Source organism: Nocardia sp. NBC_01730, assembly GCF_035920445.1.
GTDB lineage: Bacteria > Actinomycetota > Actinomycetes > Mycobacteriales > Mycobacteriaceae > Nocardia.
The window spans coordinates 1071049-1096549 of record NZ_CP109162.1 but is presented as its reverse complement, the minus strand read 5'-3'; the positions used below and the strand labels follow the sequence as shown (position 1 = coordinate 1096549).

Annotated in this window: 19 protein-coding genes and 3 pseudogenes; 10 read left to right on the top strand and 12 right to left on the bottom strand. The window is 65.3% G+C overall.

The features are described from left to right. Window position 1: 1 nt before the first annotated feature. Entirely contained in the window at window positions 2-964 is a 963-nt protein-coding gene (locus OHB12_RS04130) for an MBL fold metallo-hydrolase (protein WP_327116283.1), read from the bottom strand. 121 nt (window positions 965-1085) lie between these two features. Here OHB12_RS04130 and OHB12_RS04125 point away from each other — a divergent pair, with 121 nt between their 5' ends. Next, the gene (locus OHB12_RS04125; RefSeq protein ID WP_327116281.1) at window positions 1086-1625 is read left to right on the top strand and encodes a MarR family winged helix-turn-helix transcriptional regulator; all 540 of its coding nucleotides are present in this window, start codon (window positions 1086-1088) and stop codon (window positions 1623-1625) included. A gap of 56 nt (window positions 1626-1681) precedes the next feature. Here OHB12_RS04125 and OHB12_RS04120 read toward each other — a convergent pair whose 3' ends face one another. From OHB12_RS04120 to OHB12_RS04110, 3 genes are all read right to left on the bottom strand, one after another. After that, window positions 1682-2317, bottom strand: coding sequence for a TetR/AcrR family transcriptional regulator (locus tag OHB12_RS04120; RefSeq protein WP_327116279.1), 636 nt, complete (start codon window positions 2315-2317; stop codon window positions 1682-1684). Window positions 2318-2424: 107 nt separating this feature from the next. After that, the gene (locus tag OHB12_RS04115) at window positions 2425-2988 is read right to left on the bottom strand and encodes a hypothetical protein (RefSeq protein WP_327116277.1); all 564 of its coding nucleotides are present in this window, start codon (window positions 2986-2988) and stop codon (window positions 2425-2427) included. Then, window positions 2985-4232: a recombinase family protein gene (locus tag OHB12_RS04110; RefSeq protein ID WP_327116275.1), complete on the bottom strand. Its 1248-nt coding sequence runs from the start codon at window positions 4230-4232 to the stop codon at window positions 2985-2987. The genes OHB12_RS04115 and OHB12_RS04110 overlap by 4 nt, the downstream gene beginning before the upstream one ends. 1205 nt (window positions 4233-5437) lie before the next feature. On the opposite strand from OHB12_RS04110, the gene OHB12_RS04105 reads away from it, so the two are divergent. Genes OHB12_RS04105 through OHB12_RS04090 form a run of 4 tightly spaced genes read left to right on the top strand, consistent with a single transcriptional unit; the run spans window position 5438 to window position 8298 of the window. Continuing rightward, the gene (locus OHB12_RS04105) at window positions 5438-5869 is read left to right on the top strand and encodes a hypothetical protein (RefSeq protein WP_327116273.1); all 432 of its coding nucleotides are present in this window, start codon (window positions 5438-5440) and stop codon (window positions 5867-5869) included. After that, entirely contained in the window at window positions 5869-6951 is a 1083-nt protein-coding gene (locus tag OHB12_RS04100; RefSeq protein WP_327116271.1) for a tyrosine-type recombinase/integrase, read from the top strand. Before OHB12_RS04105 ends, OHB12_RS04100 begins: the two co-directional genes overlap by 1 nt. After that, entirely contained in the window at window positions 6948-7436 is a 489-nt protein-coding gene (locus tag OHB12_RS04095; RefSeq protein WP_327116269.1) for a DUF2637 domain-containing protein, read from the top strand. The genes OHB12_RS04100 and OHB12_RS04095 overlap by 4 nt, the downstream gene beginning before the upstream one ends. Beyond that, on the top strand, window positions 7411-8298 hold the full coding sequence (locus tag OHB12_RS04090) for a hypothetical protein (protein WP_327116267.1): 888 nt from the start codon (window positions 7411-7413) through the stop codon (window positions 8296-8298). The genes OHB12_RS04095 and OHB12_RS04090 overlap by 26 nt, the downstream gene beginning before the upstream one ends. A gap of 70 nt (window positions 8299-8368) precedes the next feature. Here the strand turns inward: OHB12_RS04090 and OHB12_RS04085 are convergent, their stop codons facing one another. Continuing rightward, on the bottom strand, window positions 8369-8725 hold the full coding sequence (locus OHB12_RS04085; protein WP_327116265.1) for a hypothetical protein: 357 nt from the start codon (window positions 8723-8725) through the stop codon (window positions 8369-8371). A gap of 104 nt (window positions 8726-8829) precedes the next feature. On the opposite strand from OHB12_RS04085, the gene OHB12_RS04080 reads away from it, so the two are divergent. The 5 genes and pseudogenes from OHB12_RS04080 (at window position 8830) to OHB12_RS04060 (ending at window position 17458) form a co-directional block, all read left to right on the top strand. Continuing rightward, window positions 8830-9741 (top strand): LysR family transcriptional regulator, encoded by a 912-nt coding sequence (locus OHB12_RS04080; protein ID WP_327114442.1) that lies wholly within the window; start codon window positions 8830-8832, stop codon window positions 9739-9741. A gap of 158 nt (window positions 9742-9899) precedes the next feature. Further along, window positions 9900-10874 carry a fumarylacetoacetate hydrolase family protein gene (locus tag OHB12_RS04075; protein ID WP_327114444.1) on the top strand — a complete coding sequence of 325 codons (975 nt, stop codon included), beginning with the start codon at window positions 9900-9902 and terminating at the stop codon, window positions 10872-10874. A gap of 316 nt (window positions 10875-11190) precedes the next feature. Beyond that, window positions 11191-12572: pseudogene (locus OHB12_RS04070) on the top strand (IS1380 family transposase). A gap of 295 nt (window positions 12573-12867) precedes the next feature. Continuing rightward, window positions 12868-16140, top strand: coding sequence for a protein kinase domain-containing protein (locus tag OHB12_RS04065; RefSeq protein WP_327114446.1), 3273 nt, complete (start codon window positions 12868-12870; stop codon window positions 16138-16140). A 173-nt stretch (window positions 16141-16313) separates the two neighbouring features. After that, window positions 16314-17458, top strand: a protein-coding gene (locus OHB12_RS04060) for an IS3 family transposase (protein ID WP_327109662.1) whose coding sequence is annotated in 2 segments (ribosomal slippage) — window positions 16314-16590 and window positions 16590-17458 — 1146 coding nt in all. Because the reading frame shifts where the segments join, the coding sequence is not laid out codon by codon here. A gap of 686 nt (window positions 17459-18144) precedes the next feature. Here the strand turns inward: OHB12_RS04060 and OHB12_RS04055 are convergent. The 7 genes and pseudogenes from OHB12_RS04055 to OHB12_RS04030 form a co-directional block, all read right to left on the bottom strand. After that, window positions 18145-18252: pseudogene (locus OHB12_RS04055) on the bottom strand (biotin/lipoyl-containing protein); the annotation flags it as partial. Between the two features lie 64 nt (window positions 18253-18316). Continuing rightward, window positions 18317-18379, bottom strand: a pseudogene (locus tag OHB12_RS36080) (hypothetical protein); the annotation flags it as partial. A gap of 477 nt (window positions 18380-18856) precedes the next feature. After that, entirely contained in the window at window positions 18857-20266 is a 1410-nt protein-coding gene (locus OHB12_RS04050) for an acyl-CoA synthetase (protein ID WP_327116263.1), read from the bottom strand. Between the two features lie 84 nt (window positions 20267-20350). Then, window positions 20351-21481 carry a DUF3500 domain-containing protein gene (locus tag OHB12_RS04045; protein WP_327116262.1) on the bottom strand — a complete coding sequence of 377 codons (1131 nt, stop codon included), beginning with the start codon at window positions 21479-21481 and terminating at the stop codon, window positions 20351-20353. A 4-nt stretch (window positions 21482-21485) separates the two neighbouring features. After that, complete coding sequence (locus tag OHB12_RS04040; RefSeq protein ID WP_327116261.1) at window positions 21486-23021, bottom strand: carboxyl transferase domain-containing protein; 1536 nt, start codon at window positions 23019-23021, stop codon at window positions 21486-21488. 70 nt (window positions 23022-23091) lie between these two features. Then, the gene (locus tag OHB12_RS04035; RefSeq protein ID WP_327120883.1) at window positions 23092-24582 is read right to left on the bottom strand and encodes a CoA-acylating methylmalonate-semialdehyde dehydrogenase; all 1491 of its coding nucleotides are present in this window, start codon (window positions 24580-24582) and stop codon (window positions 23092-23094) included. 62 nt (window positions 24583-24644) lie between these two features. After that, window positions 24645-25496, bottom strand: coding sequence for a fumarylacetoacetate hydrolase family protein (locus OHB12_RS04030; protein ID WP_327116259.1), 852 nt, complete (start codon window positions 25494-25496; stop codon window positions 24645-24647). Window positions 25497-25501 lie beyond the last annotated feature (5 nt).

The window sequence follows — 25501 nt, the reverse complement described above, 5'->3', positions numbered from 1 at the left end:
CTCAGTTCTGCAGCTGATTCCAGACTTCACGGTCACGTTCGGCGGTCCAGATGACCGGCCGCTCGATACCGGACAATTCGTCCCACACGCGGGAGACATCGAACGGCAGGCAGTGTTCGAAAATCGGCCAACGCCCGTAGCGGTCGAACAGCGCCACGTGCGTGGCCTGGAACGCCTCCTTCAGGGTTCCGCCACGCTGGTGCACCGTTCCCACCTCGGTCAGCATGACCCGCAGGAAGTGCCGGGTCTGCTCGATCGCGGCGTCGCACGCATCGCGCCCCCGGGCCACCGCGCCGCGGCCACCGATGAGCAGTTCGGCGCTCAGGGCTTTGACGGCGTCGAGGGTGCCGGTGGCCCATTCTCGATGGAAGGCGTCGCCGGTGTACAGTGCGGCCTCGGCCTCGACCAGGTCCCCGGTGAACAGGATCTTGTGCTGGGGCAGCCAGGCCACGATGTCGCCCTCGGTGTGCCCGCGGCCCAGGAACTTCAGCTGTAGGTCGCCGCGGTTGCCACCGAGGTCGATGGTGACCGCGTCGGAGAAGGTCTGAGTGGGCCAGGCCAGTCCGGGAATGGTGTCGGGCTCCTTGAAAAGCCGCGGCATACGCCCATACTCGGAATCCCAATCCTGTTGTCCGCGTTCGGCGATGAGCTTGCGCGTGTTGTCGTGCGCGATGACCACTTCCGCGTCGTAGGCGCTGGCGCCGAGTGTGCGCACCGCGTGGTAGTGCGACAGGATCAGGTATTTGACCGGCTTGTCGGTGTGCTCGCGCAGCTTCGCCAGCCATTGCCGCGCCGCGACCGGCGTGGCCAGTGCCTCGAAGCAGACGACGAAATCCTCGCCCTCGATTGCGCCGATATTGGGGTCACCCTCGGCGGTCAGCGCGTACACACCGTCGGCGAGCACCTCGAGCGTCTGCACCTTCTCGCCGAGATCCGCCGACGAGGCGAAAGCCTTCGTGGTCATCAGCTCTCCATTAGTAAATGGTTTGATTAATTTGGGTCGAGTGTAGCCCTAACCGCACCAATGGCAAGACCTCCTCCCCGTCACACCACGCGCACCGGGGAGACGTCATTACCCTGTGCTCATGACCACGGCTCCGGAATCCCCCAGCAACCTCGACTACCTGACCTTCGTCGACTACGCGGTGGACAAGGCCAATCGGGAACTCCCCCAGGTCGACCCGACGGCGATGCGGATGGTACTGACGCTGCACCGGGTGACCAGCGCACTGGTCTACGACCTGGAATCCTCGGTGCACCGGCCACGCGGCTGGAGCTGGCCTGGCTTCCGCATCCTCTTCGTGCTGTGGCTGGCCGGTCCCACGGAGGCCAAGCGCGTGGCCGAACTTTCCGGCAACAGCCGGGCCACGGTGTCGGCACTGGTCAACACCCTGGAACGCGACGGCCTGGTGACCCGGGAAAAGGCTGAGCACGATCGGCGGGCGGTGCAGATCACACTGACCGATCGCGGCCTCGACGCCATCGCCGACGCCTTCCGCGAGCACAATCGGCGCGAAAGCGCCTGGGCCGGAACCCTGACCAAACCGGAGCAGACGATCTTCATCGGCCTATTGGAGAAGCTCATGCACGGCATGACCGAGGTGGCCGAGAAGCGCCGCAGCTGAACCGGAGCCACCCTGAACGGTCGGCGGGCTTGCCCGTGCGAGTGCGGATTGCGCGACTATTTCCGCCGCCGCACCAGCGCGACTCGGGCCTCATTCATCTGTTCCTCGGTCAGCGCCGGTGTGGTCAGCGGCAGTTCGGGTTCGGTCGCAGTCCGTATTCCATTGAGCAGGAAGATCAGATATCGCCGCCAGTTGTCCGGATCGACCGGGCCGGTCCACACCGTCATCGCGTGCACCATCCCGATGACGGCGAGGACGTCGGCCAACTCCACCTCTGGCCGTACCGATCCGGCCGTTTTGCCTCGCCGCAGCAGTGCCTCCACGGCCGGTAGCAGCCTGCCCCGATGCTCCTCGAAAAGTGTTGCGCCGTCCTGCAATTCGGTCATAATCGTGGCGAAACCGCGGTTTCCCGCCACCATTTCACAGGTCAGTTCCAAGAATCGGGTCAATCCGTGCCACGGATTCGGATCGAGGACCGCCGCCTCGGCCGTGTCGATGAGCTCGTCGAGCTGCGCTACGAACAGTTCGATGACCAACGCATGCTTGTTCGGGTAGCGCCGGTAGACCGTTCCCACCCCGATATCCGCCGCGGCGGCTATGTCGTCGAGAGTGACCTCGAGACCACGCTCGGCGAGCAACTGCGCGGCGGCGTCCAGAATTCTTCGATGATTTCGTACGGCGTCGGCCCGCATGGCCGAGAGCCTACTCGCCGCCATCGACAATCTGTCCGACTCCACCGGTGAGGGATGCCTCCGGCACGAAGCCCTGCCCGACGGCCGCAGCAACCGGACCAGAACCGTCACACCACAGCTATGCGCCGATGAACAGCAGTTTTCGATGTTGCAGGAGGTTGGCGTACTGGTCGATACCCCCTCCGGACACCAGTGCTAACCCCACAGGGGGTGGTACCAACGATTGCGAGTTGCTGTTGGTGCTGGTAGCACACTTCTAAGGCCAGGGCTCGGTACAACCGGGTTTTATCGGCCGGGTCTCCCGCAGTGAGTACCGCGCGGATGTCGCCAAGGGATTCGATCAACTTTCGGAGCTCGGTGTTGGTGAGCCGATTGATCTTGGGCAGGCTCTTCAGCTCGGCCTGAGCTGCCGCTTTGTCTGCCTGTGCCGTGTTCATGGCCGTGACGAGGGCTTGCGGATCGACTCCGGCCTCGATGGCGGCGAGGTGACGCGCGAGTCTGGCCTCAGCGTCCGTGATCCGTTGCCGAAGCGTTTGCCGACGGGTGTCGGTGTCATTGGTGTCTTGGGCCGCCACGAGAGCCGCGATGGCCTTCTCGCGGTGTTCGTGATCGAACAGGCTCGCCAGCCACCTGTCGATCGGTCCGACGACAACGTCTTCGCGCAGGTTCACTGTCCGGGGGTGGTCTTGCAGGACCGGACTGCGGGGGCGATGGTCTTGGCGCGGCATCGGTAGTACACGGCGTCACGAACCAACTCCGCCTGCATCTTTCGACTACAACCCGCGCAGCGCACGAGGCCGCTCAGTAGATACGGACGCAGACCGCTGGATGCTCTGTTGCGTTCGAGCTTGGCGCGTGTGCGGTTGCCGCCGCCCGCCCGCTGGCGCCGCAGCAGTTGAGCCTGGGTGAAGATCTCTACCGAAATGATGGCCGGATGCGCGGGGTTCTTCGAGCGAATGATGCGGTGGGTGGGCGAGCGCCGGAACCGGGTGACGTTACCGGCGGCAGCGTCGTCGGGATCGAGAAGTTCTTCGTGCTTGGTCCATCGTCCGAACACAGCGTAGCCGGTGTAGCGGGGATTCTGGAGAATCGCGGCAACCGTTCCGGCCTGCCAACCGTCCTTGGCGCGATGCCTGTTCTGCTCCGGTCGATGCGCTGACGGACACGGCACCCCCTCCCGGTTCAGAGCGATGGCGATCGCCTTATCTCCGCGGCCAGCGAGGTAGTCACGAAAGATCCGTTGCACCACCGGCGCGGTGCTCACGTCGAGGGAAGGGATCCGCAGCTTCAATCCGTCGGAGGCGCGGTTGGGGTTCGGGTGCGGCGGACCGTCGACCACGATGTACCCGTAGGGCGGGTGACCGCCTTGGTGTCGGCCTTCGTTGAGGACTTGAGCGTCCATACTGGCGCGGGTGCGTTGCTGAACATGCTGGCGTTCGGACTCACTCAGCCCGCCGAGCATGCTCACCATCATCGAGTGCGTGACATTGCGCGGGTCGAAGCGCCCGCCGAGTTCCGGCACCCACACCTCCACCCCATGCGCCTGCAGGCGCGGCGCAACCAAACTGAACTGGTTACCGAACCAGCACCGAGTCCCCTCACCGACAACGATCGCCGTCCACCCTCGTGCGGGATTCTTCAGATCCGCAAGTAGCCGCGCGGCTTCCCGGCGGCGGTGCCATGGCACCGACCGCGATTGGCCGATGTCGAAGTAGTCGGCGACGATGGACGCTTCGGACACGAACTTTTCCGCGTTGCCCCGCTGCCACCGATACGAGCTCTCCGGATCTTGATTGTCCTCGGTCGAGCAGCGCCCGTAGAACGCGAACTGTTGATCAGCGGCGCTTTCGACGGTTTCGGGGACGAGTCCCAACAGTTCGTCGAGCACGGCCCACTCGTTGGACTCGCTGGGCATTGTCCTCCCTCTCGATGGGGTGTTCACGGGCATGTCGGAGCAGCAACTCGAGCAGCGCCCTCGCTGCGATGTCATTCAGCTCCGGCGGATTCTCGGGGCAAGCAATTTTGATGATGCCAGGCCCACCGCTGCCATGGTTAACGCGGCGGTCGCTGGAGCTAGCGCACACAATCAGCGCCCACGCGTCGAAGCGCTTTGCCAGCCATGATTGCTGGGCACTCAAGATGTCGAGTGCCAGATCGGAAGAGCCGTGCTACATCTGCCGGCACAGCGGACCGGACCGCCACAGTCGTGCCGGTTTCCGGACGGGCGCGTAGCGCTAATCGATCATCAGTGAACAGTCGGGCGGTGTTGCGAATGAATGCTCGAAGCCGAAGTCGAATACGGGATGTGTCCCGCTTATGGCAATTCGCCGCCTCGTTGACCGCGAAAGCTTTGATGCCGTGGACGACCACATGCACGCCTGGTCTTCCACGGCGCAATCCGCTGCAGACAACTCGGGTGACGACAGCGGCGCTCGGGAGATCATTTGGTGTCCGCTGGTCCCCGTGACCTGGCGGCACCCGCAACCCGAGACTGTGCCCACCGCTTTCGCGATTCGCACTGGCGGATGAGAGATGACCGACCAGCGTGCATGATGCACTGGAAATGTGTCGCGGACGAGACGTGGGCATGTCAGGCTCCTGACGACCTGTCCGCTGATTCTCCCGCCTTTCAGACTACCCGAACGACGGGCTGCGCAGTCGGCCATCGCAACACCGTGCCTCCCTCTACACCCGTCGGGATGGATGAAAACAGCCCAAGCGCCTTCGCCCTCAGCCCGGCGAACACACCCGCACGGCCCTGCCCGGAGACTGACAGAGCTGCGTCCGACCCCGAAGTGACAGCTCACCAACCCGATGAAGCACCGGGTGGCGGCAGCTGCGCCACTTGACCAGCGGATTACCAGGGTTGACCAGCACACAGACCGAGGCACTCAAACACGCAAAACCATCACAGAAGCCACGAAACGGTTGCGGGTGTCCCCTCTCGCGCACAGATTCCCGTCATTCGTGACAGATATTCGTGCAGTGTGCGCGAGGGCCCTTTATTACAGGAGCCTGAGCTGTGATTTCACCTTCTGACCTGCGCCGATTGGTGGCACGTCTGCCACTTCCCGTCACTTCTGCCGTCTCCCGGATGTTTGCTGACGGAAGCGATCCGCAGTGATCGCGCCGGTCATCCCGCCACAGTCGCGGTTGCAGGAACTCGCTTCAGGACCACAGGTCACGAACCACTCGGTCCGTCCCCGAAACGGGCACATCCAGTACGGGCTGTGCACCGTCGGCTCCGGAGGACGAATCGTCGACCGCACCGTCTTCACCGCCCTCGACTGGCAGCCCGGAATCCGACTCGAGTTGACCTGTCTCGATGCCGGTGCTTTGCTGGCCCGCCCCGCACCCGACGCAAACGTCGTGTTCGCCGAGGGCGGCTACTTTCGCATCCCCTACAGGCTGCGCCGTCGGGTCGGGCTCGACATCGGTGACCGCGCACTGTTGATCGCGCACCACACCAACCATCAGCTGCTGATCCACCCACCGGCCGTGCTCGACGAACTGTGCTCGCCGAGTCTCGCGTTGGTGAGCGAGGCCCACTGATGACGACCTCCAGCCACTCGCCCGTAACGGCCGACACCCTCGCCGCAGCACGGTTGCTGCTGACCCAGATGGGGATCTCTCCCGCCGATCTCGTCCACCCCGGCACCACGGTGCCGACCTTCGCCGAGGTCATTCCGAAGGTGCGGGCACGGCTGTCGCCGGGCACGCTGCGCACCTACGACACTCATTTCACCCATCTGCTCACCCACTGGGCCGAGCGGCGTCTGGACGAACCGGAGAAGGCCGAGTTCGAGGACATGGCCCGCCGCATCCAGGCCGAGGCCCGCACCAACCGGGCCTCGCGCGGCGGCACCGGCGCCGCCGAGAACTTCGTCAGCGCCCTGCGGTGTGTCTACCGCTTCGCCGAGGACTCGGGCTGGATCCGGCCCGTCGACAACCCCGCCCGCCGGATCGCCCGCCCGACGCGCCGCCCATCACACCGCTACGCCATCCCGTCGAATCAGCTGGCCGAGATCTGGACCACCGCCGCGACCACCGGCGACGACCCCGACCTCGACGCGCTGGTCCTGCGCCTGCACATCGAAACCGCCTGCCGCCGTAGCGGTTCCCTCGCCCTGCGTCCGCACGATCTCGACCCCGACCAGTGCCTGATCTTCCTACGGGAGAAGGATGGCAGCGACCGGTGGCAACCGGTGTCACCGACCCTGATGCGCGGCTTACTGGAACACGCGGCCGAACGCGAGAGCCCACGCTCGGAACAGTTGCTGCGCTACCGCAATGGCAAACCCATCACTTCCCGCCGCTACGACCACATCTGGGCTCGCGTCGGGGAGGAACTGCCGTGGGTCGCCGCCCAGGGCGTCAGCATGCATTGGCTGCGCCACACCACCCTCACCTGGGTGGAACGCACCTTCAGCTACGCCGTCGCCCGCGCATACGCCGGACACCGCGGCAAGAACGCCGGAGTCACCGCCACCTACGTCAAAGCCCACCTGCACGAGATCGCCGCAGCACTCGCTGTACTCACCGGCGAATCCCATCCACTCGCCCCCGCCTACCGCCACGACCGGACGGACCGTCCGCACGCCGCCCAGCCCGCCACTGGAGGAACCCGCTCATGACCGACCTCGCTCTCACCTCGTCCACGGACACCGTGCGGACGTCGGATCCCGGGGCGGTCACACCGAAATCGCGTGCGCACGGCTTCTTCTGGACCGTGCTCGCTACAGCCGCCACCGTCAGTATCACCGGCAACGCCACCCAAGCCCTCCTGCATGACACCGCCCTGCCGGTCGTGGCCGCCGCGGTCGCGGTGATCCCGCCCTTGGCGCTGCTGGCCGCAGTCCACGGGGTAACGGTCCTCGCGCGTGCGCACACCGCGACCCGCGCCACCAGGTGGGTCGCGACCGCGATGACCGTCCTCATCGCCACCGGCGCATTCTGGCTGTCGTTCACCGCGCTCCGGTCCCTGGCGATCACCGCTGGAGTACCCCAGGCAGAAGCGTGGCTGTGGCCCGTCATCATCGAAGGGTCCATTCTGTTGACTGCACCAAATCCCTTGCGGCAACGAAGGAGTTGGTGTGGCAGCAGATGGCGATCTCCGTAGGTCTGTGATCGGTGGGTTGGTGGAGCTTCCCCGGGTCGGTGCGGTGGTCGCCGGGCCGGGGAAGCTTCCGCCGTTTGTGGTGGTGGACGCCTTGCAGCGGCCGGTGGAGCCGGTGGAGCCGGTGGTGGCGTATCTACAGGATCTGGCGTTAAGCGATGTGAGCCCGTTGATGTGCAAGAGCTACGCCTACGACCTGCTGCGCTGGTTCCGGTTGCTGTGGATGTTGGAGGTGAGCTGGAACCGCGCGACTGAAGCGGAGGTGGCGCTGTTGGTGGGGTGGCTGCGGAATGCGCCGAATCCGCAGCGGCGGCGGCGGCGGGCCGGGGCTCCGGCGGCGGGGACGGTGAACGCCCGGACGGGTAAACGGCTGTTGAAGGCGGGATACGCGCCGCGCACGATCAACCATTGCTTGTCGGTGATTTGGGGGTTATATGCCTATCACGGCAGCTTCGGGCGCGGTCCGGTCCTCAACCCGGTGCCAGAGTCGGCTCAGCGCCGCCAGGCGTTGCGCCACCTGAGCCCGTCGGAGCCGAAACCGGTAGTGCGGCGGGCTCGTTTGCGACAGCGGGTGCCCGCGACTGCGTCGCGGTCGATCCCGGACAACCGGTGGGAGGAGTTGTTCGATGCGATGCGCAACGACCGGGACCGGGCACTGCTGCTGTTCTACGTGTCGAGCGCGGCCCGGGCCAACGAGCTGCTGGGCATCGGATCCCACGACATCGACTGGGCCGGGATGCGGATCTGGGTGATATCCAAGGGAACCCGTGCAGGCCAAGACATTCCGGCCGATCCGCGGACGTTCGTCTATCTGGCCCGGTATCGCTCTATCCCCACATTCCGGTACTCCAACGACCATCGGTAGCGGCAGCCGCGGGATATTCATACGCCGAAACCTGGTGGCCGTTCGCGGAGGTGGGTGATGAGGTGATCGGTCATGGTGAGAGCGACACCGGCACGGGCGTGGCGGCAACGGCCGCCCGCCAGTGCAACGGTTCGGCGCTGCCGTCGTCCAGGCCGGTATCGAGCATCGTGTGCACCGGATTGGTGCGCCGCCGCCAGCCTTTCTGCGGACCGTCGGCGTCGAACCGCTGGGCCAGCGAGAAGCTGGCTCCGCGGCGGACGAGGGCGGCGCCTTCGCGGCGCTTGTTCTCATCCAAAAAGTTCAGGGTGCCGAGCACGTCGTCGGCACCCCATCTACCCCAATTCGAGCAACGCTCTGCGGCCGCTGCGATAGCGCCTTCGGGATCGGATCGGTCCAACGACAACGGAGACGAGGATCGGTGGGTCACGTCAGCTCCTCCTTGAGACGTAAACCACTCTCGACCAGTCCGCCGCCATCAGGGAAGACGAAATTGATGATGCCCGATATAAATGCCTTGGATATGCTGGACCGGTGAATCTCGCGCGGCTGGACCTGAACCTGCTGGTGACCTTGGATGCGTTGTTGCAGCAACGCAGCGTCACCCGGGCAGCAGACCAGGTCGGGCTGAGTCAGCCCGCAGTCTCAGCCCAGCTGGCACGATTGCGCAGGCACTTCCACGACGAACTGCTCACCCGGGTCGGCAACCAATATCGGCTCACGCCGCTCGCGGCACAGCTCGCGGAGCGCGTTCGGGTTGCCCTGTCCGGGGTCGAACGGGTCTTCGCAGCTGATCCCGTCTTCGACCCGGCCGCAGCGACCCGAGAGTTTTCGATGGTCGTCAGCGATTACAGCATCGTCGTCCTCGGCGCACAGATCGCGGCGCTGCTTGCCGCGGAGGCGCCCGGCTGCCGGCTGCGGCTGACCGCCAACACGCCGCGGCAGATCGACATGGTCGACCAAGTGTTGGTCAACACCGATCTGCTGCTGATGCCACACGGATTCCTGGAGGGGTTGTCGTATCGCGACGTCTACTCCGACGAGTGGGTCTGTCTCGTGTCCGCCGACAACGACGACGTGGGCGCGGAACTGACGGTTGGGCAACTGCAGACCATGCCCTGGGTGCTCACCTATCACGGGACGACCGCCTCGACACCGGCGGCGCGGCAGATGCGCATGCTCGGCATCGAGCCGCACGTGCAGGTCGTCACCGAAACCTTCCTGACGGTGCCGGTTCTCATCGCCGGGACAAAGCGGGTTGCACTGTTTCAACGGCTGCTCGCCGAAACGATTCCGCAGGACTTAGGGGTGCGTTCGCTGCCGTGCCCGTTTGCGGCCGGTCCGCTGCTGGAGGCGATGTGGTGGCATCCGATCCACGACGACGATCCCGAACACCGCTACCTGCGTGATGTCGTCGACCGCGCGGCAGCCGGGCTCAGGACATAAATCATGTGGATTCCGCAGATACGAAGTATTGATTTCCTAGATCGTGATGCCGCCGTCACAGTGAGTTCCGCGTGCGCCGACGAGATGTCTCTCCGGCGACTGCGCTAGGCCGATCGTTACTCGACGGCATGGTGACGGACCCGACAAAGGAGCTCGACATGAGATTCGCCCGGCACCGGACTGCGAACGGTCCGCAGTTGGCCGTCCTCGACGATGCTCAGGTGTTGGTCGACCTACCGACCGACCGACACTTACCGCACCTGCTCGCCGAGGCTGGTCTGTTGACCGATCTGGCTGAAAAGGCCCTGCACACAAGGACTTCGGTGACGGCGCTGACCGCCGCCCAGTTGCTGGCACCGCTGGCACCGCCGACGATCCGGGACTTCTCCACCTTCCCTGAGCACACTGCGGGCATTGTGAAGACGACCGATCCGGCGGCCGGAATCCCGCCGGAGTTCTGGGAGATTCCGACCTTCTACTTCTCCAATCCCTATGCCGTGGTGGGGCCGTACGACCAGGTGCCGATCCCGCCGAACTGCTCGCGATTCGATTACGAGCTCGAAGTAGCCGCAGTGGTCGGCCGCGCTGGACGGGATTTGTCCGTCGAGGAGGCCCGAGACCACATTGCCGGGTTCGTGATCCTCAACGACTTCTCCGCTCGCGACGTGCAGTTCCACGAGATGCGGTTGCGGCTGGGCCCGGCCAAGGGCAAGGACACCGCGACCGCGCTTGGCAGCTTGTTCGTCACCGCCGACGAACTACTCGACCGCCAGTCCGGCCCGTCTTACAACCTGCGCATGCAGGTTTTCGTCAATGGCGAACTACTCGGCGAGGATTCCCTGGACAACATGGCATGGAGCTTCCCGGCGCTGGCGGCCTACGCCTCGCGCGGCACCTGGATCCGACCGGGTGATCTGCTCGGTTCGGGCACCTGCCAGGGCGGCTGTCTCGCCGAACTGTGGGGCCGCCACGGAGCAGATTTCCACCCACCGCTACAGCCCGGCGACGAGGTGGTCACCACAGTCGAATTGTTGGGCGAGACCCGTAACCGCATCGTCGCAGGGCCGAAGCCGCACGACATCCAGCCGTGGCCGCGACACCGGATCCTCGATACCGACCACCAGAGTCGGTAGAGCCCGGCACGGACAGTCGACGACATCGCAGCAGCGTCCATTCAACGCAGCAGTCCTCGATGCTGCTCTGCCGAGGCGCGACTCGTGCCACATCTCCGGTGATGACGGCATCGATGCGTATCGCCATTGGGTGCCGACAGAAATGCTCCTCGCCGGGCGGGATTCAAGGTCTGCCTGCATCGCCAGGCCATTAACCCGGGGCTTTCATCGGAGGTGACTGAGTATCGCGTGTCGCGAAGAAGAAAGGGTGCTCTGAACTGGGAGAATTCTGATTGCTGAAGTCGGAATTCGCACAGATTCGAGGAGCACCCTTTCGGTGGGGAAGTCTACGTCGCTGTATCCGCGGCTGGCCGCGGACGGGTCGGGTTCGCATGTCGTGTCGCAGGCGGGAGCGGTATTGCTGCTGCGCACCGCCGAAATGGTTGGGTTGACCAGCGGTTTGTCGCAAGCGTTGGCGCCGTGGCGCAAGCCGGGGTCGGTGCACGATCCGGGCAAGGTTGTGCTGGATCTGGCGGTCGCGGTCGCACTCGGCGGTGATTGCCTGGCCGATATCGGCATGCTGCGTGCCGAGCCGGGCGTGTCCGGGCTGGTGGCATCGGATCCGACCGTGTCGCGCGCGATCGCCAGGCTGGCCGTCGAAGCGCCGAAGCATTGGCGGCCATCAGATCCGCGCGAGCGTCCGCCCGCGCCGCGGCGTGGGATCGTGCCGGTGACCGCGCTCCCGATCACGGGATCGACGCTGAGCATCCACTGATCATCGACCTGGACGCGACCCTGGCGATCGCCCACTCCGAGAAAGAACACGCTGCACCGACGTTCAAGAAGAGCTTCGGTCATCATCCGCTCGGTTCGTGGGCCGACTATGGCCCGTCCGGCACCGGTGAACCGCTGATCACGGATCTGCGACCAGGAAACGCCGGCAGCAACACCGCGGCCGACCACAAGCAAGTGCTGGCTGCGGCTCTGCAGCAGCTGCCATGGCAGCCCGGCTACCGAGTCGGCCGGAAAGTGCTGGTGCGCACCGACTCCGGCGGCGGCACCCACGAATTCCTCGACTACCTCACTGCCCGGCATCTGCAGTACTCGGTTGGCTTCTCGCTCACCGAAACCACCGCCGCCGCAGTCGATCTCATCCCCATAGATGCCTGGGCCGAGGCATACGACGCCGACGGCAAAGTCCGTGACGGCGCGTGGGTGGCCGAGCTGACCGGCCTGATCGATCTCACCGACTGGCCGCCCGGCATGCGGGTCATCGTGCGCAAAGAGCGCCCGCACCCCGGCGCGCAACTGCGGTCCACCGACCGCGACGGTCTGCGGTTGACCGCGTTCACCACCAACGCCCGCACCGGTCAGCTCCCGGACCTGGAGCTGCGCCACCGCCGCCGCGCCCGCTGTGAAGACCGCATCCGCACCGCGAAGGACACCGGGCTGACCAACCTGCCGCTGCAAGGCTTCGACCAGAATCGGATCTGGATCGAGATCGTCTGCCTGGCAACAGAACTCACCGCCTGGATGCAGATGCTCGCGCTTGCTGATCACGAAGCGCGCCGCTGGGAACCCAAACGGCTGCGCATGCGCCTGTTCTCCGCCGCGGCCCGCATCGCACGCCACGCCCGCAGAACCTACCTCCGATTCTCCGCCCACTGGCCTCACACCGACCTGATCCTCACCGCCCTGGCCCGCCTGCAACCAGGCTGACCAGCGTAAACCCACCCCGAAGACCGAAAGGGCAACCACTCCCGGGCCCCTGGAACCCGGCAGCCAACCCGCTGAACGGGCCACACCGTCACACCATTTTGCGGCCGGAACGGCCGCAAAACACCAACCCGAACCCGATCAGACCAGCATCTCAGCCGCACGAAATATCTGGGCTAGCCATGGGCTAGCGGGGATGCGCGGACGGCCGCCGTGCACGTTCTTCGGCGATACACTGAGCATTGTCGAGAGGTGAGCGTATATGGCCTGGTATTGGGGAATGGTTGGCGGTTAGCACGTGGCTGATACCGATCCGCTTCGGACCCAGCGTGATGTGATCACGCCGGTTACGACGGAGCTGGACGTGGCCGGGTTCGAGGACGCCGTGGAGATCGGGCGCGGGGGTTTCGGTGTCGTGTATCGCTGCACGCAGGTCGCGCTGGACCGGACGGTGGCGGTGAAGGTGTTGACCGCCGAGCTGGACGAGGAAAATCAGGCCCGGTTTCTTCGAGAGCAGCGGGCGATGGGCCGGCTGACCGGGCATCCGAACATCGTCACGGTGCTGCAGGCGGGTGCCACCGCGAGCGGCCAGCCCTATCTGGTGATGCCGTACCACCCGTTGGATTCCCTGGATGCCCGGATCCGGGAGCAGGGGCGCCTGCCGGCGGAGGCCGTGTTGTGGGTCGGGGTGAAGATCGCCGGTGCGCTGGAGAGCGCGCATCGCCGTGGCATCGTGCATCGGGATGTGAAGCCGGGAAACATTCTGCTCACCGATTACGGCGAGCCGGCGTTGACCGACTTCGGGATCGCGCGCATCACGGGCGGGTTCCAGACGGCCGCGGGCACCCTGACCGGATCCCCGGCGTTCACGGCACCGGAGGTACTCGAGGGCGAGGTTCCCACCGCGGCCGCGGATGTCTACGGGCTGGGTGCCACCCTGTTCTGCGCCCTGACCGGGCATGCCGCCTTCGAACGGCGCAGCGGGGAGAACGTGGTGACCCAGTTCTTGCGGATCACCACCCAACCGGTGCCGGACCTGCGCGACAGCGGCATCGCCGAAGTCGTGTCCGCGGTGGTGGCATCAGCGATGAGCCGCGACCCCCGCGAACGGCCGTCCGCGGCGGAGCTGGGGGAAGCGATCCGGCAGGTGCAACGCCGCCTCGGCTTCCAGGTCGATGAGATGGCGTTGCATGCCGAACCGGTCCCGGAGCACCCAGACCGGAAGCCACCCCCGCGAGGGTGGCGCCCGCCGTCGGCGCGGGTGGTCGTTCGCGGTGGCGGCGGCGCTCTGCCGTTGGAGTTGACCAGCTTTGTCGATCGCCGCACCGAGGTGTCGGAGGTGAAGAATCTGCTGGCCTCATCACGGTTGGTGACGTTGACCGGCATCGGAGGGGTCGGAAAGACCCGGCTCGGGTTGCGGGTCGCGGCGACGATGCGCGGCTTGGCTGAGCGGGTGTGGTTGGTCGAGTTGGCCGATGTGTCGGACCCGTCGCTGCTGGTCGATGTGGTGGCGGCCACCGTGGGTTTGCGCGACGAGTCAGCGCGACCGTTGCAGGAGGTTCTGGTCGAGTTCCTGTCCTCGCGGGAGTCGCTGCTGGTGTTGGACAACTGCGAGCAGGTGGTGGCGGCCGTAGCGAGGCTGGTCGAGACGTGGTTGCGGACCTGTCCTGATCTGCAGATCCTGGTCACCAGTCGCGAGCCGCTGGATATCGCTGGGGAGGCGGTGCTGCGGGTGTCGCCGCTTCCTGTGCCCGATTCCGACCGCGAGCCCTCCATGCGGGGGCTGCCCAAGTACGACGCGGTGACCTTGTTTGCCGACCGCGCCGCGGCGGTGCTGCCAGGCTTCGTACTGTCGCAGGACAACAAGGCCGCCGTGGCCCGCATCTGCGCCCGGCTGGATGGGTTGCCGCTGGCGATCGAGTTAGCGGCGGCGCGGATGCGGATGATGTCGCCCGAGCAGATTCTGGCGCGGCTCACCGATCGGTACGCGTTGCTGACCCGAAGCAGCCGCGACGCGCCGACGCGGCAGCAGACACTGCGGTGGTGTATCGACTGGAGCCACGATTTGTGCACCCCAGTCGAACAGCGGCTCTGGGCCCGGCTGTCGGTGTTCGCCGGCAGCTTCGAACTCGAAGCCGCCGAACAGATATGCGGTACCGACCTGTCACCGGACAGCCCGCTCGATGCGCTGGCCTCGCTGGTGGACAAGTCGATCCTGATCCGACAGGAATCCGATACAGCCGTGCGGTTCCGGCTACTCGAGACGGTCCGCGACTACGGCAGGCAGAAACTGCACGCGGCCGGCGAATACCCGCAGCTGCGGCGGCGTCACCGTGACTGGTATCAGCAACTCGTGCTGGACGCGGAGGCCGAGGGGATCAGCGACCGGCAGCCCTACTGGATCGCAAGGCTCGAGCGCGACCAGCCGAACCTGCGCGACGCGCTGGAATACTGCCTATCCGAGGACACCGAGGACGCGGCCGAAGCGGGACTGCGCACCGCAACAGCACTATTCGTGTACTGGACCTTCCGAGGCCTGTACGGCGAAGGACGACGCTGGATCGACCGCGTCCTCGCCCACCCTCGAGCACAATCGATACCCGCCCGCATCAAAGCGATTCATGCCGGCACCGTCATGGCGGCGGTCCAGAGCGATCTTCAGTCGGCGACCGCCCTGCTGGCGCAGGGGCGCGTGCTCGCCGAACAGGCTCCGACCCCAATGAGTAACGCGCTCGTCACCGCCGCCGATGGCACCCTGGCGATCTTCAGTGGTGAGTTCGCTCACGCGTCCGCCTCCCTCGACCGTGCCGTCGAGGTTTTCAAGTCGAATCAGGAAGGATGGCTGCATGTTAGTGCTTTGACCTTGCTCGGGGTGGCGCACGAACTAGGCGGTGATCCAGCCAAGGCGATCGAGTATCACCGGCAAGTACTTTCCATCACTGAAACGTGCGGCGAATCGTTCTTCCGGTCTCTCGTGCTGTGCTATATGGGGATTGCCGCATGGCGGCAAGGTGAGCGGCACCGCGCAATCGAGCTGCTGAAGAATGCGCTCCGAGTCAACAGACGGGTATATAGCCCAGTCGTCGCCGTGTTGAGTCTCGAGGCGCTGGCCTGGACCGTCGACACCGATAACACCGAACGCGCGGCCGTTCTGATGGGAACCGCTGCGGAGCTATGGCGCTCGACCGGTACTGCTGTGGGTGTCTTCCCGGACCGATTGCGTTGTCACGAAGAATGTGTCCGGATGGCGCGCTCCAGCCTCGGCGCACGCGGATTCGATACGGCCTTCCGGCGGGGGCAGGCGATGGCGGTGGACGCCGCGGTCGCCTACGCACTCGAAGAGCAACTCACCGACACAACGCACGCGCCGGGCCCGTCCGCGGCATTGACCAAGCGTGAGTCGCAGGTCGCCGACCTCATCGCCCAAGGCCTCACCAACAAGCAGATCGCCGCAAAACTCGTGATATCCCAACGCACCGCCCAAGGCCACGTAGAACACATCCTCACCAAACTCGGATTCACCTCCCGCACCCAGATCGTCGCCTGGATCGCGGAAAAGCCCGAACAATAGACTTGACGGAGGCCCGATTTTCGAATACTGGGCTGCGGTTTTGGAAGCACGGTGGCTGTGTCGGTCCATAAATGTGAAACTGCCTGTGGGACTGGCCCGTTCCCAATGAATGAGACCACTCGGTATTAGAGTCCCGTTGGCCCTGGTGAGGGCTGGAAGGGACACTGAGGGACATGGCAGGACGTAAGCGGCATTCCGCGGAGGACATCGTGCGGAAGCTGCGCCGTGCCGACGAGCTCGCTGCCGCTGGGCAGACGGGTGAGCAGATCGCTGCTGATCTGGGAGTGTCGGCGGCGACGTTGTATAACTGGCGCCGCCAGTACGGCGGGGTGGACACCGATGCCGCGAAGGAGCTCAAGGAACTGCGTGAGCAGAACGCGAGGTTGAAGCGGCTGCTGGCGGACGCGGAGCTGGAGAAGGACGCGCTGCGGGAGATCGCGAGGGGAAAATTTTAGGCCCGGCCAGCAAGCGGCGGGCTGTTGACATGCTCAAACAGGTGATGGGCATGTCGGAACGGTTCGCGTGCAAGGTGGTTGGGCTGCATCGGTCCACGTATCGGCAGCTGCCAGCTGCGCAGACCCCCGCCGATCCGGATGTCGGGTTGCGGGTCTGGCTGCGTTCCTATGCCACGAAACATCAAGGGCACGGGTTCCGGCGTGCGTGGGCGGCGCTGCGGTTCGATGAGGGCTCGCAGGTGAACAAGAAGAGGGTGCACCGGCTCTGGCGGGAGGAAGGCTTGCAGGTGCGGGCGCACTCGCCACGCAAGCGGGCGGGGTGCTCGACTACGCCGCTGGTTGATGCGGATGCACCGAAGGTGGTGTGGGCGTTGGACTTTCAGTTCGACTCCACCACGGATGGGCGCGCGGTGAAGATCGCTTCGATGATCGACGAGCACACCCGTGAATCGCTGCTTCACCTGGTGGAGCGCTCGATCACCGCCGAGCGGCTGGTGGCCGAGTTGCAGGAGGTGTTCACCGCGCGCGCTGGGCCACCGAAGGTGCTGCGTATGGACAACGGTCCTGAAATGATTTCCCATGCGCTGCAACAGTTCTGCGCCGACCGGGTAGGGATCGTCTATATCCCGCCCGGCACGCCGTGGAACAACGGCCATATCGAATCGTTCAACCGGCGGTTACGCAGCGAGTGCCTCAACCGCAACCACTGGACGAGCCTGCTCGAGGCCCGCGTCGTGATCGGCGACTTCAAGGACGAACACAACCGACGGCATCGGCATTCGGCGCTGGGCTATCTGACCCCTGCCGAGTACGCTGCCCGCTGCAGCCACACCCACCACCCCGTGGCCTGCAGCATCAACTGAATCCGGACGAAACAACCCGGACTCCAATGCCGGGTGGTCGCCTTATCGGGGACTGGTCAGGACAACGCCGAATGGCAGTGGGCCGCGTTGCGCGAACGGAAAGACCGGTATCTCCGACTGAATCCCCGTTATCGGAGTGTCGGGAGACATCATCTCCGGACTCGCCGGGATGCTTCGATATTTGTCAAGCCGGACTGGGCTTTGGGTGAGCTGAAGTCAGGATCCGGAAGAGTTGCCTGGTGACGTGGTCGAGCGCTCCACCACACCATCGTCGGCGACATAGAAAACAGCGCGATCCAAACCGATCCCTTCGGTCGTGCGCCGACACGGCCCGTTCAAGACACTATCCGAGGTCGAGTACGCGCTGATGGAATGGTACGACTGGTACAACAACGCCCGTCTACGTATCCGCAGCTCAGAGGCTCACGGAACCAACGACACCCAACACTGCCAACTCTTGACAACCACACTCATCGCACGCTGGTTCGATGCGAGTACATGGAGTTACCCATGTGCTCTCTAAATGCATCACCGCTGGTCATGGTGCCGACATTACCGCGTGATCTGTGGCCAATTGCCGTCTACTCGTCAAGAATTCGGCCGACCTGTGTGCAGGGGAAACTTGCACCACTACAAACGAATTCATCGACGGGGCCACTACACTTTCGCCTCTTCTCGACTTCCTGCGCGGCTTCCATATTCATGGCCTCGATGGTGGCGATGGTGTCGCCCGCGCTGATCGCGTCGCCTTCGGAGACCGACAGGGTGACCACGCCCGCGAACGGGGCCGCGAGGTCCGATGAAGGTGATGCTTTCGCGCGCACACGCCGCGGCGGACGAAACCCTGACGAACGGGACTGCTGCGCGGAAGGCGCGGATGGCGATCTCGCCGCGATTGGCAACCAAGGCTTTCGAGAACATTCGTCGGTCGACCTTGTCGAATCGGGGCACGGTCATCGCGCCGGTAACGGAAATACGGTCACACCAACGTGCGAACCGTTCGATGCTGCAACGGAATCGGACGACCCCGGCCAGGATCGCCGCCGTGGTATCCACGCTGATGAGACAACGCCGTCGGCGACAGATACTCGATGAACGGGCCCGCGACGGCCACTGAACGTGCGGTCGCCTCGAATCAGTCGATCGCGGTCAGGCCCATAGTCGCGCGCACGGCAGGTACGGCATTCCGGCCCGAACGGCATCATCGATCGTCACGACCGAGTCCGGCATGCTGCACCGCAACGCGTCGGCTACGCTGCGGACTTGGTCTGTGCACGCCTGAAAGTCGAGCGTCGGGACGCCGTACCAGATCTGTATGTGCCGAGTATCGTTCTGGGCCTTCATGGTTCACCCACAATGTTGTGGTCGATACCGCCGACGGGTGGCCATCGGCAATGTTCAGGTGTGGTGCTGCTGCGCCAATATCTTCTTCTGGATCTTGCCCATCGCGTTCTTCGGCAGGTGGTCGACGACGCGAATTTCCCTGGGACGTTTGTGGATCGACAGATTCGTCGCGACGAAGTCGATGAGTTCGGGCTGGTCGACGGTGTCACCGACGACGTAGGCGATGATGCGTTGTCCTAGGTCGGCGTCGTGCACGCCGATGACGGCGGCTTCCACGACCGCGGGGTGTTCAAGTAGCGCTTGCTCGACCTCGCCCGCGCCGATGCGGTATCCGCCGGACTTGATCATGTCCACCGATTCGCGTCCGACGATGCGGTGGAAGCCCTCGGCATCGATCACGGCGATGTCGCCGGTGCTGAACCATCCGTCGCCGGTGGTGACCTCGGCGGTCTTGTCGGGTTGGTCGAGGTAGCCGTCGAACAGTGTCGGTGCGCTGATCTCGAGTTGCCCCAGTGTCTTTCCGTCGTGTGGTGCCAACTCGCCGGCTTCGGTGCGGAGCCGGGTTCGGACTCCGTCGAGGGGCAGCCCGACCCATCCTGGTCGGCGTTCCCCGTCGTATCGCGTGCTCACGGTGATCAGTGTTTCGGTCATCCCGTACCGTTCGATCGGCGCGATGCCGGTAAGTTCGCGCAGTCCCTCGAAGACCTGGATCGGCAGCGGGGCGCTGCCCGACACCAGCAGCCGGGCACCGGCCAGTATCCTCGCCGAGACCGGGTCGGCACATACCCGCGACCACACTGTGGGTACTGCGAAGTACAGCGTTCCCGCGGCCGCGGCGTATCGCTTCGGGTCGGGACGCACGGTGTGCACCAGCGGGGAACCGATGCGCAGTGCGCCGAGGACGCCCAGGATCAGTCCGTGGATGTGGAACAGCGGAAGCCCTTGTACGAGCGTGTCTTCAGCGTTCCACTGCCATGCCTGCGCTACCGAGTCCAGGCAGGCGGCGATGGCACGGCGCGAGACAACGACACCTTTCGGGGATCCGGTGGTTCCGGAGGTGTAGATGATCAAGGCCGGTAGGTTCGGGTCGGGTTCGGGGTAGGTGGCCGAGGACCGGGCGTTACTGTCCACGGTCAGGGACACGATGGTGAGGTCGTCGTGGCGGGGACCGATCCACAGTTCGGCGCGGGAGTCGGCGAGGATGTGGCGTCGTTCGGCGATTCCGGAGTCGGAGGGCACCGGTACCGCGGTGACTCCCGCGAGCAGGCAGCCCACCACGGCGATGACGGTGTCGATTCCGGCGGTGGCGTCGATCGCGACGATCTTTGCGCCTGCGATCCGATCGGCCACCGCGGCGCCCGCGAGGAGCAGATCTTCTTTGTGCATCGACTGTTCACCGACCGTCACGATGGGGCGATCGGTGCGGTCGTCGCGGTAGAGCGACGTCAGCAGTGGTCGGGGCATTTCTGTTCCTGACGGTTGGGCCGGAGGCGATCCGGCGACGACAGTGACGGGTGGCTCGTGCTGCGGGGTCCATTCGGTGTCGGGCTAACCCAATCCGGGGTCGAGTTCGGCACTGGACACTGTGCGGCTGGCAAGATGCGCTGTGCCCCACTGCGAATCGGCATCGGCGTGGCCGTCGAGGATGCCTGCGGCGAGGTCGTTGTCGAAGTCGCGCAGGACGGTGTGCAGGTGGTTGCCGCCGGCGACGGAGTTCACCGCTTCGATCAGGTGGTGGCGGGTCTGTACGCGGAAGTAGTGCGGTCGACCGCGGGTCTGCTCACCGGCCCATGCGAAGTGGACCTCGCCGATGCCGTGGTCGCGCAACAGTTTTCGTTGTTGTTCTGCGGTCTCGTTCGGGAGCCGTTCCAGGTAGCAGTCGACCAGTCGCCACAGGATGTGTTGTTGGGATTCGTCCAGGTCGGTTCCGGCGATGCCGGATGGGTGATCCTTGACGAATTTCAGTGCGGCACGGTCGGGGTCGGTGATGACGTAGTCGGGCATGCCGAGGTCGTAGCGGTCGGGGTATTCGTAGGCGCCGATTTTGGGCACCTGGCGGGTGACGAAGTCCGCGGGAGCTATGGCGTGGATGACCGCTCGGTTTCGCTGGTCGTCGTCGAGGGTGGCCAGGAGTTCGAAGCCGAGTCCTTCGTCGTCTGCGAGGGGGTGCAGTACTCCGCTGTATTCGGTGGGTTGCTGGCCCAGCGCGCATGGGGTCGCCGAGATCCAACGTTGTTCGACGACTGTGATGTTGAGGCAGACGTGGTGGCCCAGGAATCTCAGCGTCCAGGTGTCCTCGAAACCGGGGTGGCCGAAGAAGGTCAGATAGTAGGACTCCGAGGAGCGCCAGGTTTGCAGTGCCGGGCCGAGGAAGTCGTGTTCGTAGTCGCGCAGAACATGTTCGAGCTGCGGGATGGCCAGGACCTTGGTGAAGGTGCGCTGCGGCAGTGCCTGCCGGATCAGATCCCACACCAGTACGCGCTGGTGGCGATCGAGCATGTGCAGCGGTACGCCGGTGCGGTCGGGTCGCGGGATGATGTCCCACTCGAGACGCCGAGGATCGTTGAAGTCCTCGATGATCGCTGCCCCGCGCTGGGTGGGGTCGAAGGTGTCGATCAAGCCCATGGCGGTGACCAGCATGGTGGTCGCGGTCTGTGGAGCCTCGTACATTGCGGGCATCGTGTCAGCTCCTGTTCTGCGGAGAGGAGAGGGATGGGGTGGGGCGCAGGCCGAGCATGCGGTAGCGCCGTCGCCGCTCGGTGTAGCGATCGGTGGCGGTCTGGCGGTGCAACTCGTGCAGTTGGCTTTCGATCGCCGCGCGCAGCGCCGCTGACAGGGACTCGGTCGAACCGTGGCCTGCGCCGACGATGATGTCGACTATTCCGTGCTCTGCCAGCACCGACGAATCGATGCCGAGTTCGGCTGCCGCCTGAGGAGCGTGGTCGAGATCGTGGTGGACGAGCATGCTCGCTCCTTCCGGAGCCAGGGGGCTCAGCCACGCGTATTCGGTGGCGATCACACGGTCGGCGGGTAGCAACGCGAGTGCGGCGCCGCCGGTGCCGCGGCCGAGCAGGACCGAGACCGTCGCTGTGGTGAGGGTGACCAGTTCGGTCATGCACCGAGCGATCTGACCGGCGATCCCGTGCTCTTCGGCGTCCGCGCTCAGTTGCGCCCCCGAGGTGTCGATGATCGTCACCACGGGCAGTGCGAAGTCCTGGGCCACCCTGATCGCGCGCCGGGCGGTGCGGATATCCGAGACGCTGATCCCGGATGTGATCTCGGGATGCTCGGTGTAGCCGATCAGAACGCAACCGAGGCCGCCCACTCGGGCGATCATCGTCGTGATCTGGTCAGCGGCATCGCCTTCGGCACTGCCGTTCAACATCACGGCCGAGGTCGTCGCCGTGTGTAACAGTTGCCGTGCGCTGAGCCGGTCGGGCTTGCGTGAGGTGAGCACCGATTGCCAACTATCGGGACGCTGGGGCCGTGCCGGGGTATCGACCGCCGGCGGTGTCGCGGTGATTTCCTCGATCGGGCGGTCGTGTAGATCGAGAATCCTGCTCAGCATGCTCGGTAGTTCACTCGGGGTGAGGACCGCGTCGATCAGTCCGTGGTCGCGCAGATTCTCCGCCCGTTGGACGTGGTCGGGCAGCGACGCTCCGGTCAGTGCGCGCACGACGCGCGGTCCCAGGAATCCGATGAGGGCGTCGGGTTCGGCGAAGGTGAGGTGCCCCATCGACGCCCAGGAGGCGTAGACCCCTCCGGTGCTCGGGTGACGCAGATAGACCAGGAAGGGAAGTCCTGCTCGTTTGTGGTCGGAGATGGCTGCCGCGATCTTGACCATCTGAACGAATGCCAGTGCCCCTTCCTGCATTCGCGTGCCGCCGGAGGCGGTGACCGCGAGCAGTGGAAGGCGCTCGCGCGTGGCCCGTTCGATCGTGGTCACGAGCCGCTCGGCGGCGGCGACGCCGATCGAACCGGCCAGGAATTCGAACTCGCAGGCCAGGACTGCCAGGCGGTGGCCGTGCAACTGCGCTTCACCGGCCACGATCGACTCGTCCAGGCCGGTCTTGGCGCGTGCGTCCGCCAGCCGCCTTGCGTATTCGGGGCCGGGGTCGACCGGGGCGAGTGCGGTGTGCCAGGTCCTCAGGGTGGCGCTGTCGAAGAGTTCCGACAGCAGCGTCTGGACCGGTGAGCGCACCGACACGTGATTGGACATCGGGTTATCGATCCTTCCGTGCCTGCGCCGCGGTGTCGCGGCGACAGACGGCGGTATGAGCGAATAGTTGTCAGCTGGTTTGCGGGAATCCGAGGTTGAGTCCGCCGTGGGACGGGTTCAACCAGCGGGTGGTCACGACTTTGCCGCGGGTGAAGAACCCGACGCCTTCGGCGCCGTGGGCGTGCGAATCACCGAACAGCGAGTTCTTCCAACCACCGAAGCTGTAGTAGGCCACCGGCACCGGGATCGGCACGTTGATGCCGACCATTCCGACCTCGACTTCGTTCTGGAAGCGCCGCGCCGCGCCGCCGTCGTTGGTGAAGATCGCGGTGCCGTTGCCGTAGGGGCTGGCGTTGACCAGTTCCAATGCCTCGTCGTAGCTGTTCACGCGCAGGACCGAGAGCACCGGGCCGAAGATCTCGTCGGTGTAGACGCTCATGTCCGGCGTCACGTGATCGAGGATTGTCGGTCCGAGCCAGAACCCGTCGGCTCCCCCGTCGGCCTCGACCGAGCGGCCGTCGAGCACGACCGCTGCTCCGCTGTGCTCGCCCGCGTCGATGTAGGAGGCGACCTTGTCGCGGTGGGCAGCGGTGATCAGCGGGCCCATGTCGTTGTCTCGGACGCCGGCGCCGATCCGCAGGGTTCGGCTCCGTTCTTCGATCTTGGCGACGAGTTCGTCGCCGATGCCGCCGACCGCGACGAGGGCGGAGATGGCCATGCATCGTTCGCCCGCGGAACCGAAAGCGGCGTTGACCGCGGCGTCGGCGGCCAGATCCAGATCGGCGTCGGGCAGGACGATCGCGTGGTTCTTGGCCCCGCCCAGCGCCTGCACGCGTTTACCGGCCGCGGTGGCGGTGCGATAGACGTATTCGGCAATGGGAGTGGAGCCGACGAACGATACGGCCTTCACCGACGGATTGGTCAGCAGTTCGTCGACGGCGGTCTTGTCGCCGTTGACGACGTTGAACACGCCATCGGGCAGGCCCGCCTCCGACCACAATCGAGCCATCCACAGTGCCGCGGAGGGGTCCTTTTCCGAGGGCTTGAGCACGACGGTGTTTCCCGCGGCGATGGCGATCGGGAAGAACCACATCGGCACCATCGCGGGAAAGTTGAACGGGCTGATGATCGCGACCGGCCCGAGAGGCTGGCGGATCGAGGCGACATCGACATTGGTCGACGCGTTCTCGGTCATTCCACCGCGCAGCAGATGCGCTATGCCACAAGCGAATTCGACGACCTCTTGGCCCCGGCTGACTTCGCCGAGTGCGTCGGAGACGACTTTTCCGTGTTCACCGGTGATGATCCGCGCTAATTCCGGTTTGCGCTGGTTGAGCAGTTCGCGGAATCGGAACAGGATCTCGGTTCGCCGTGACAGCGAGGTGTCGCGCCACGCAGGGAAGGCCGCGGCCGCGGCCTCGATGACCGTGCGGGTGTCCTGCGTACTCGCCAGAGCGACGCGGCCGGTGACCGCACCGGTGGCCGGGTCGGTGACCGGTGCGGTGGCGGTGGCAGTTCCGGAATAGGGTTTGCCGTCGACCCAATGGGCGATGGTTGGCACATGGTCGTCGACCACGAGAATCTCCGTTCGTTCAGGCGGGTGTGTGCCCGCGCCGGATTCGGTCAGTAGTCGCCGCGGCGCGCGGCGGCGTCGACGATCGGGGTCGTCAGGATCCCCAGTCGATCGATCTCGACTTCCACGACGTCACCGGGCTGCAACAGCCACGGAGGGTTGCGTACGTAGCCGACACCTTCCGGTGTGCCGGTGGCGATGACATCGCCGGGATTGAGGGTGAAGGTCTCGCTGATCAACGCGAGAACGTGCCCGATGTCGAAGATCATGTCGCGGGTGTTGCCGTCTTGGACCAGAGTCCCGTTGACGCGGGTCCGCACGCCGAGTCCGTCGCGCAGGTCCCCGACCTCGTCAACGGTGACTATCGGCCCCATCGGGCCGCTGCGATCGCCGTTCTTACCCAATGTCCATTGCGCCGTGAGTTTCTGGGCTTTGCGCGCGGTGAGATCGTTGAAGGTCGAATACCCCAGGACCGCGGCGCGCGCGGTGTCGGGGTCGGTCTCGCATAGCGATGCGCCGACGTAGGCGGCGACCTCCCCCTCCCAGTCCAGACCCGCTTCGCCCGCCGGAACCGGCGCCGAGGTTCCGCTGACGGTCAGCGACGAGGTCCACCTACCGAACAGGGTGGGGAATTGCGGGACCTGGAACGAGCCTTCGGCCGCGTGTGCCTTGTAGTTCAATCCGATGCAGATCACCCGTGCGGAGTCGGGGACCGCAGGACGCTGTTCGACCGAGTCCAGGCGGCGCCGGCCGTCGGTCAGTTCGGTCGCTTTGGCGATCCAGGATTCGGTATCGGACCAGAAGGTGGCGACGTCGGTCACGGGAAGGACGTGATCGTCGCCGTCGAGCCGCCCGATGTAGGTGGTGGTATCGCCGGGGGTGCGCATTCCGATGAGTCGCATGGACC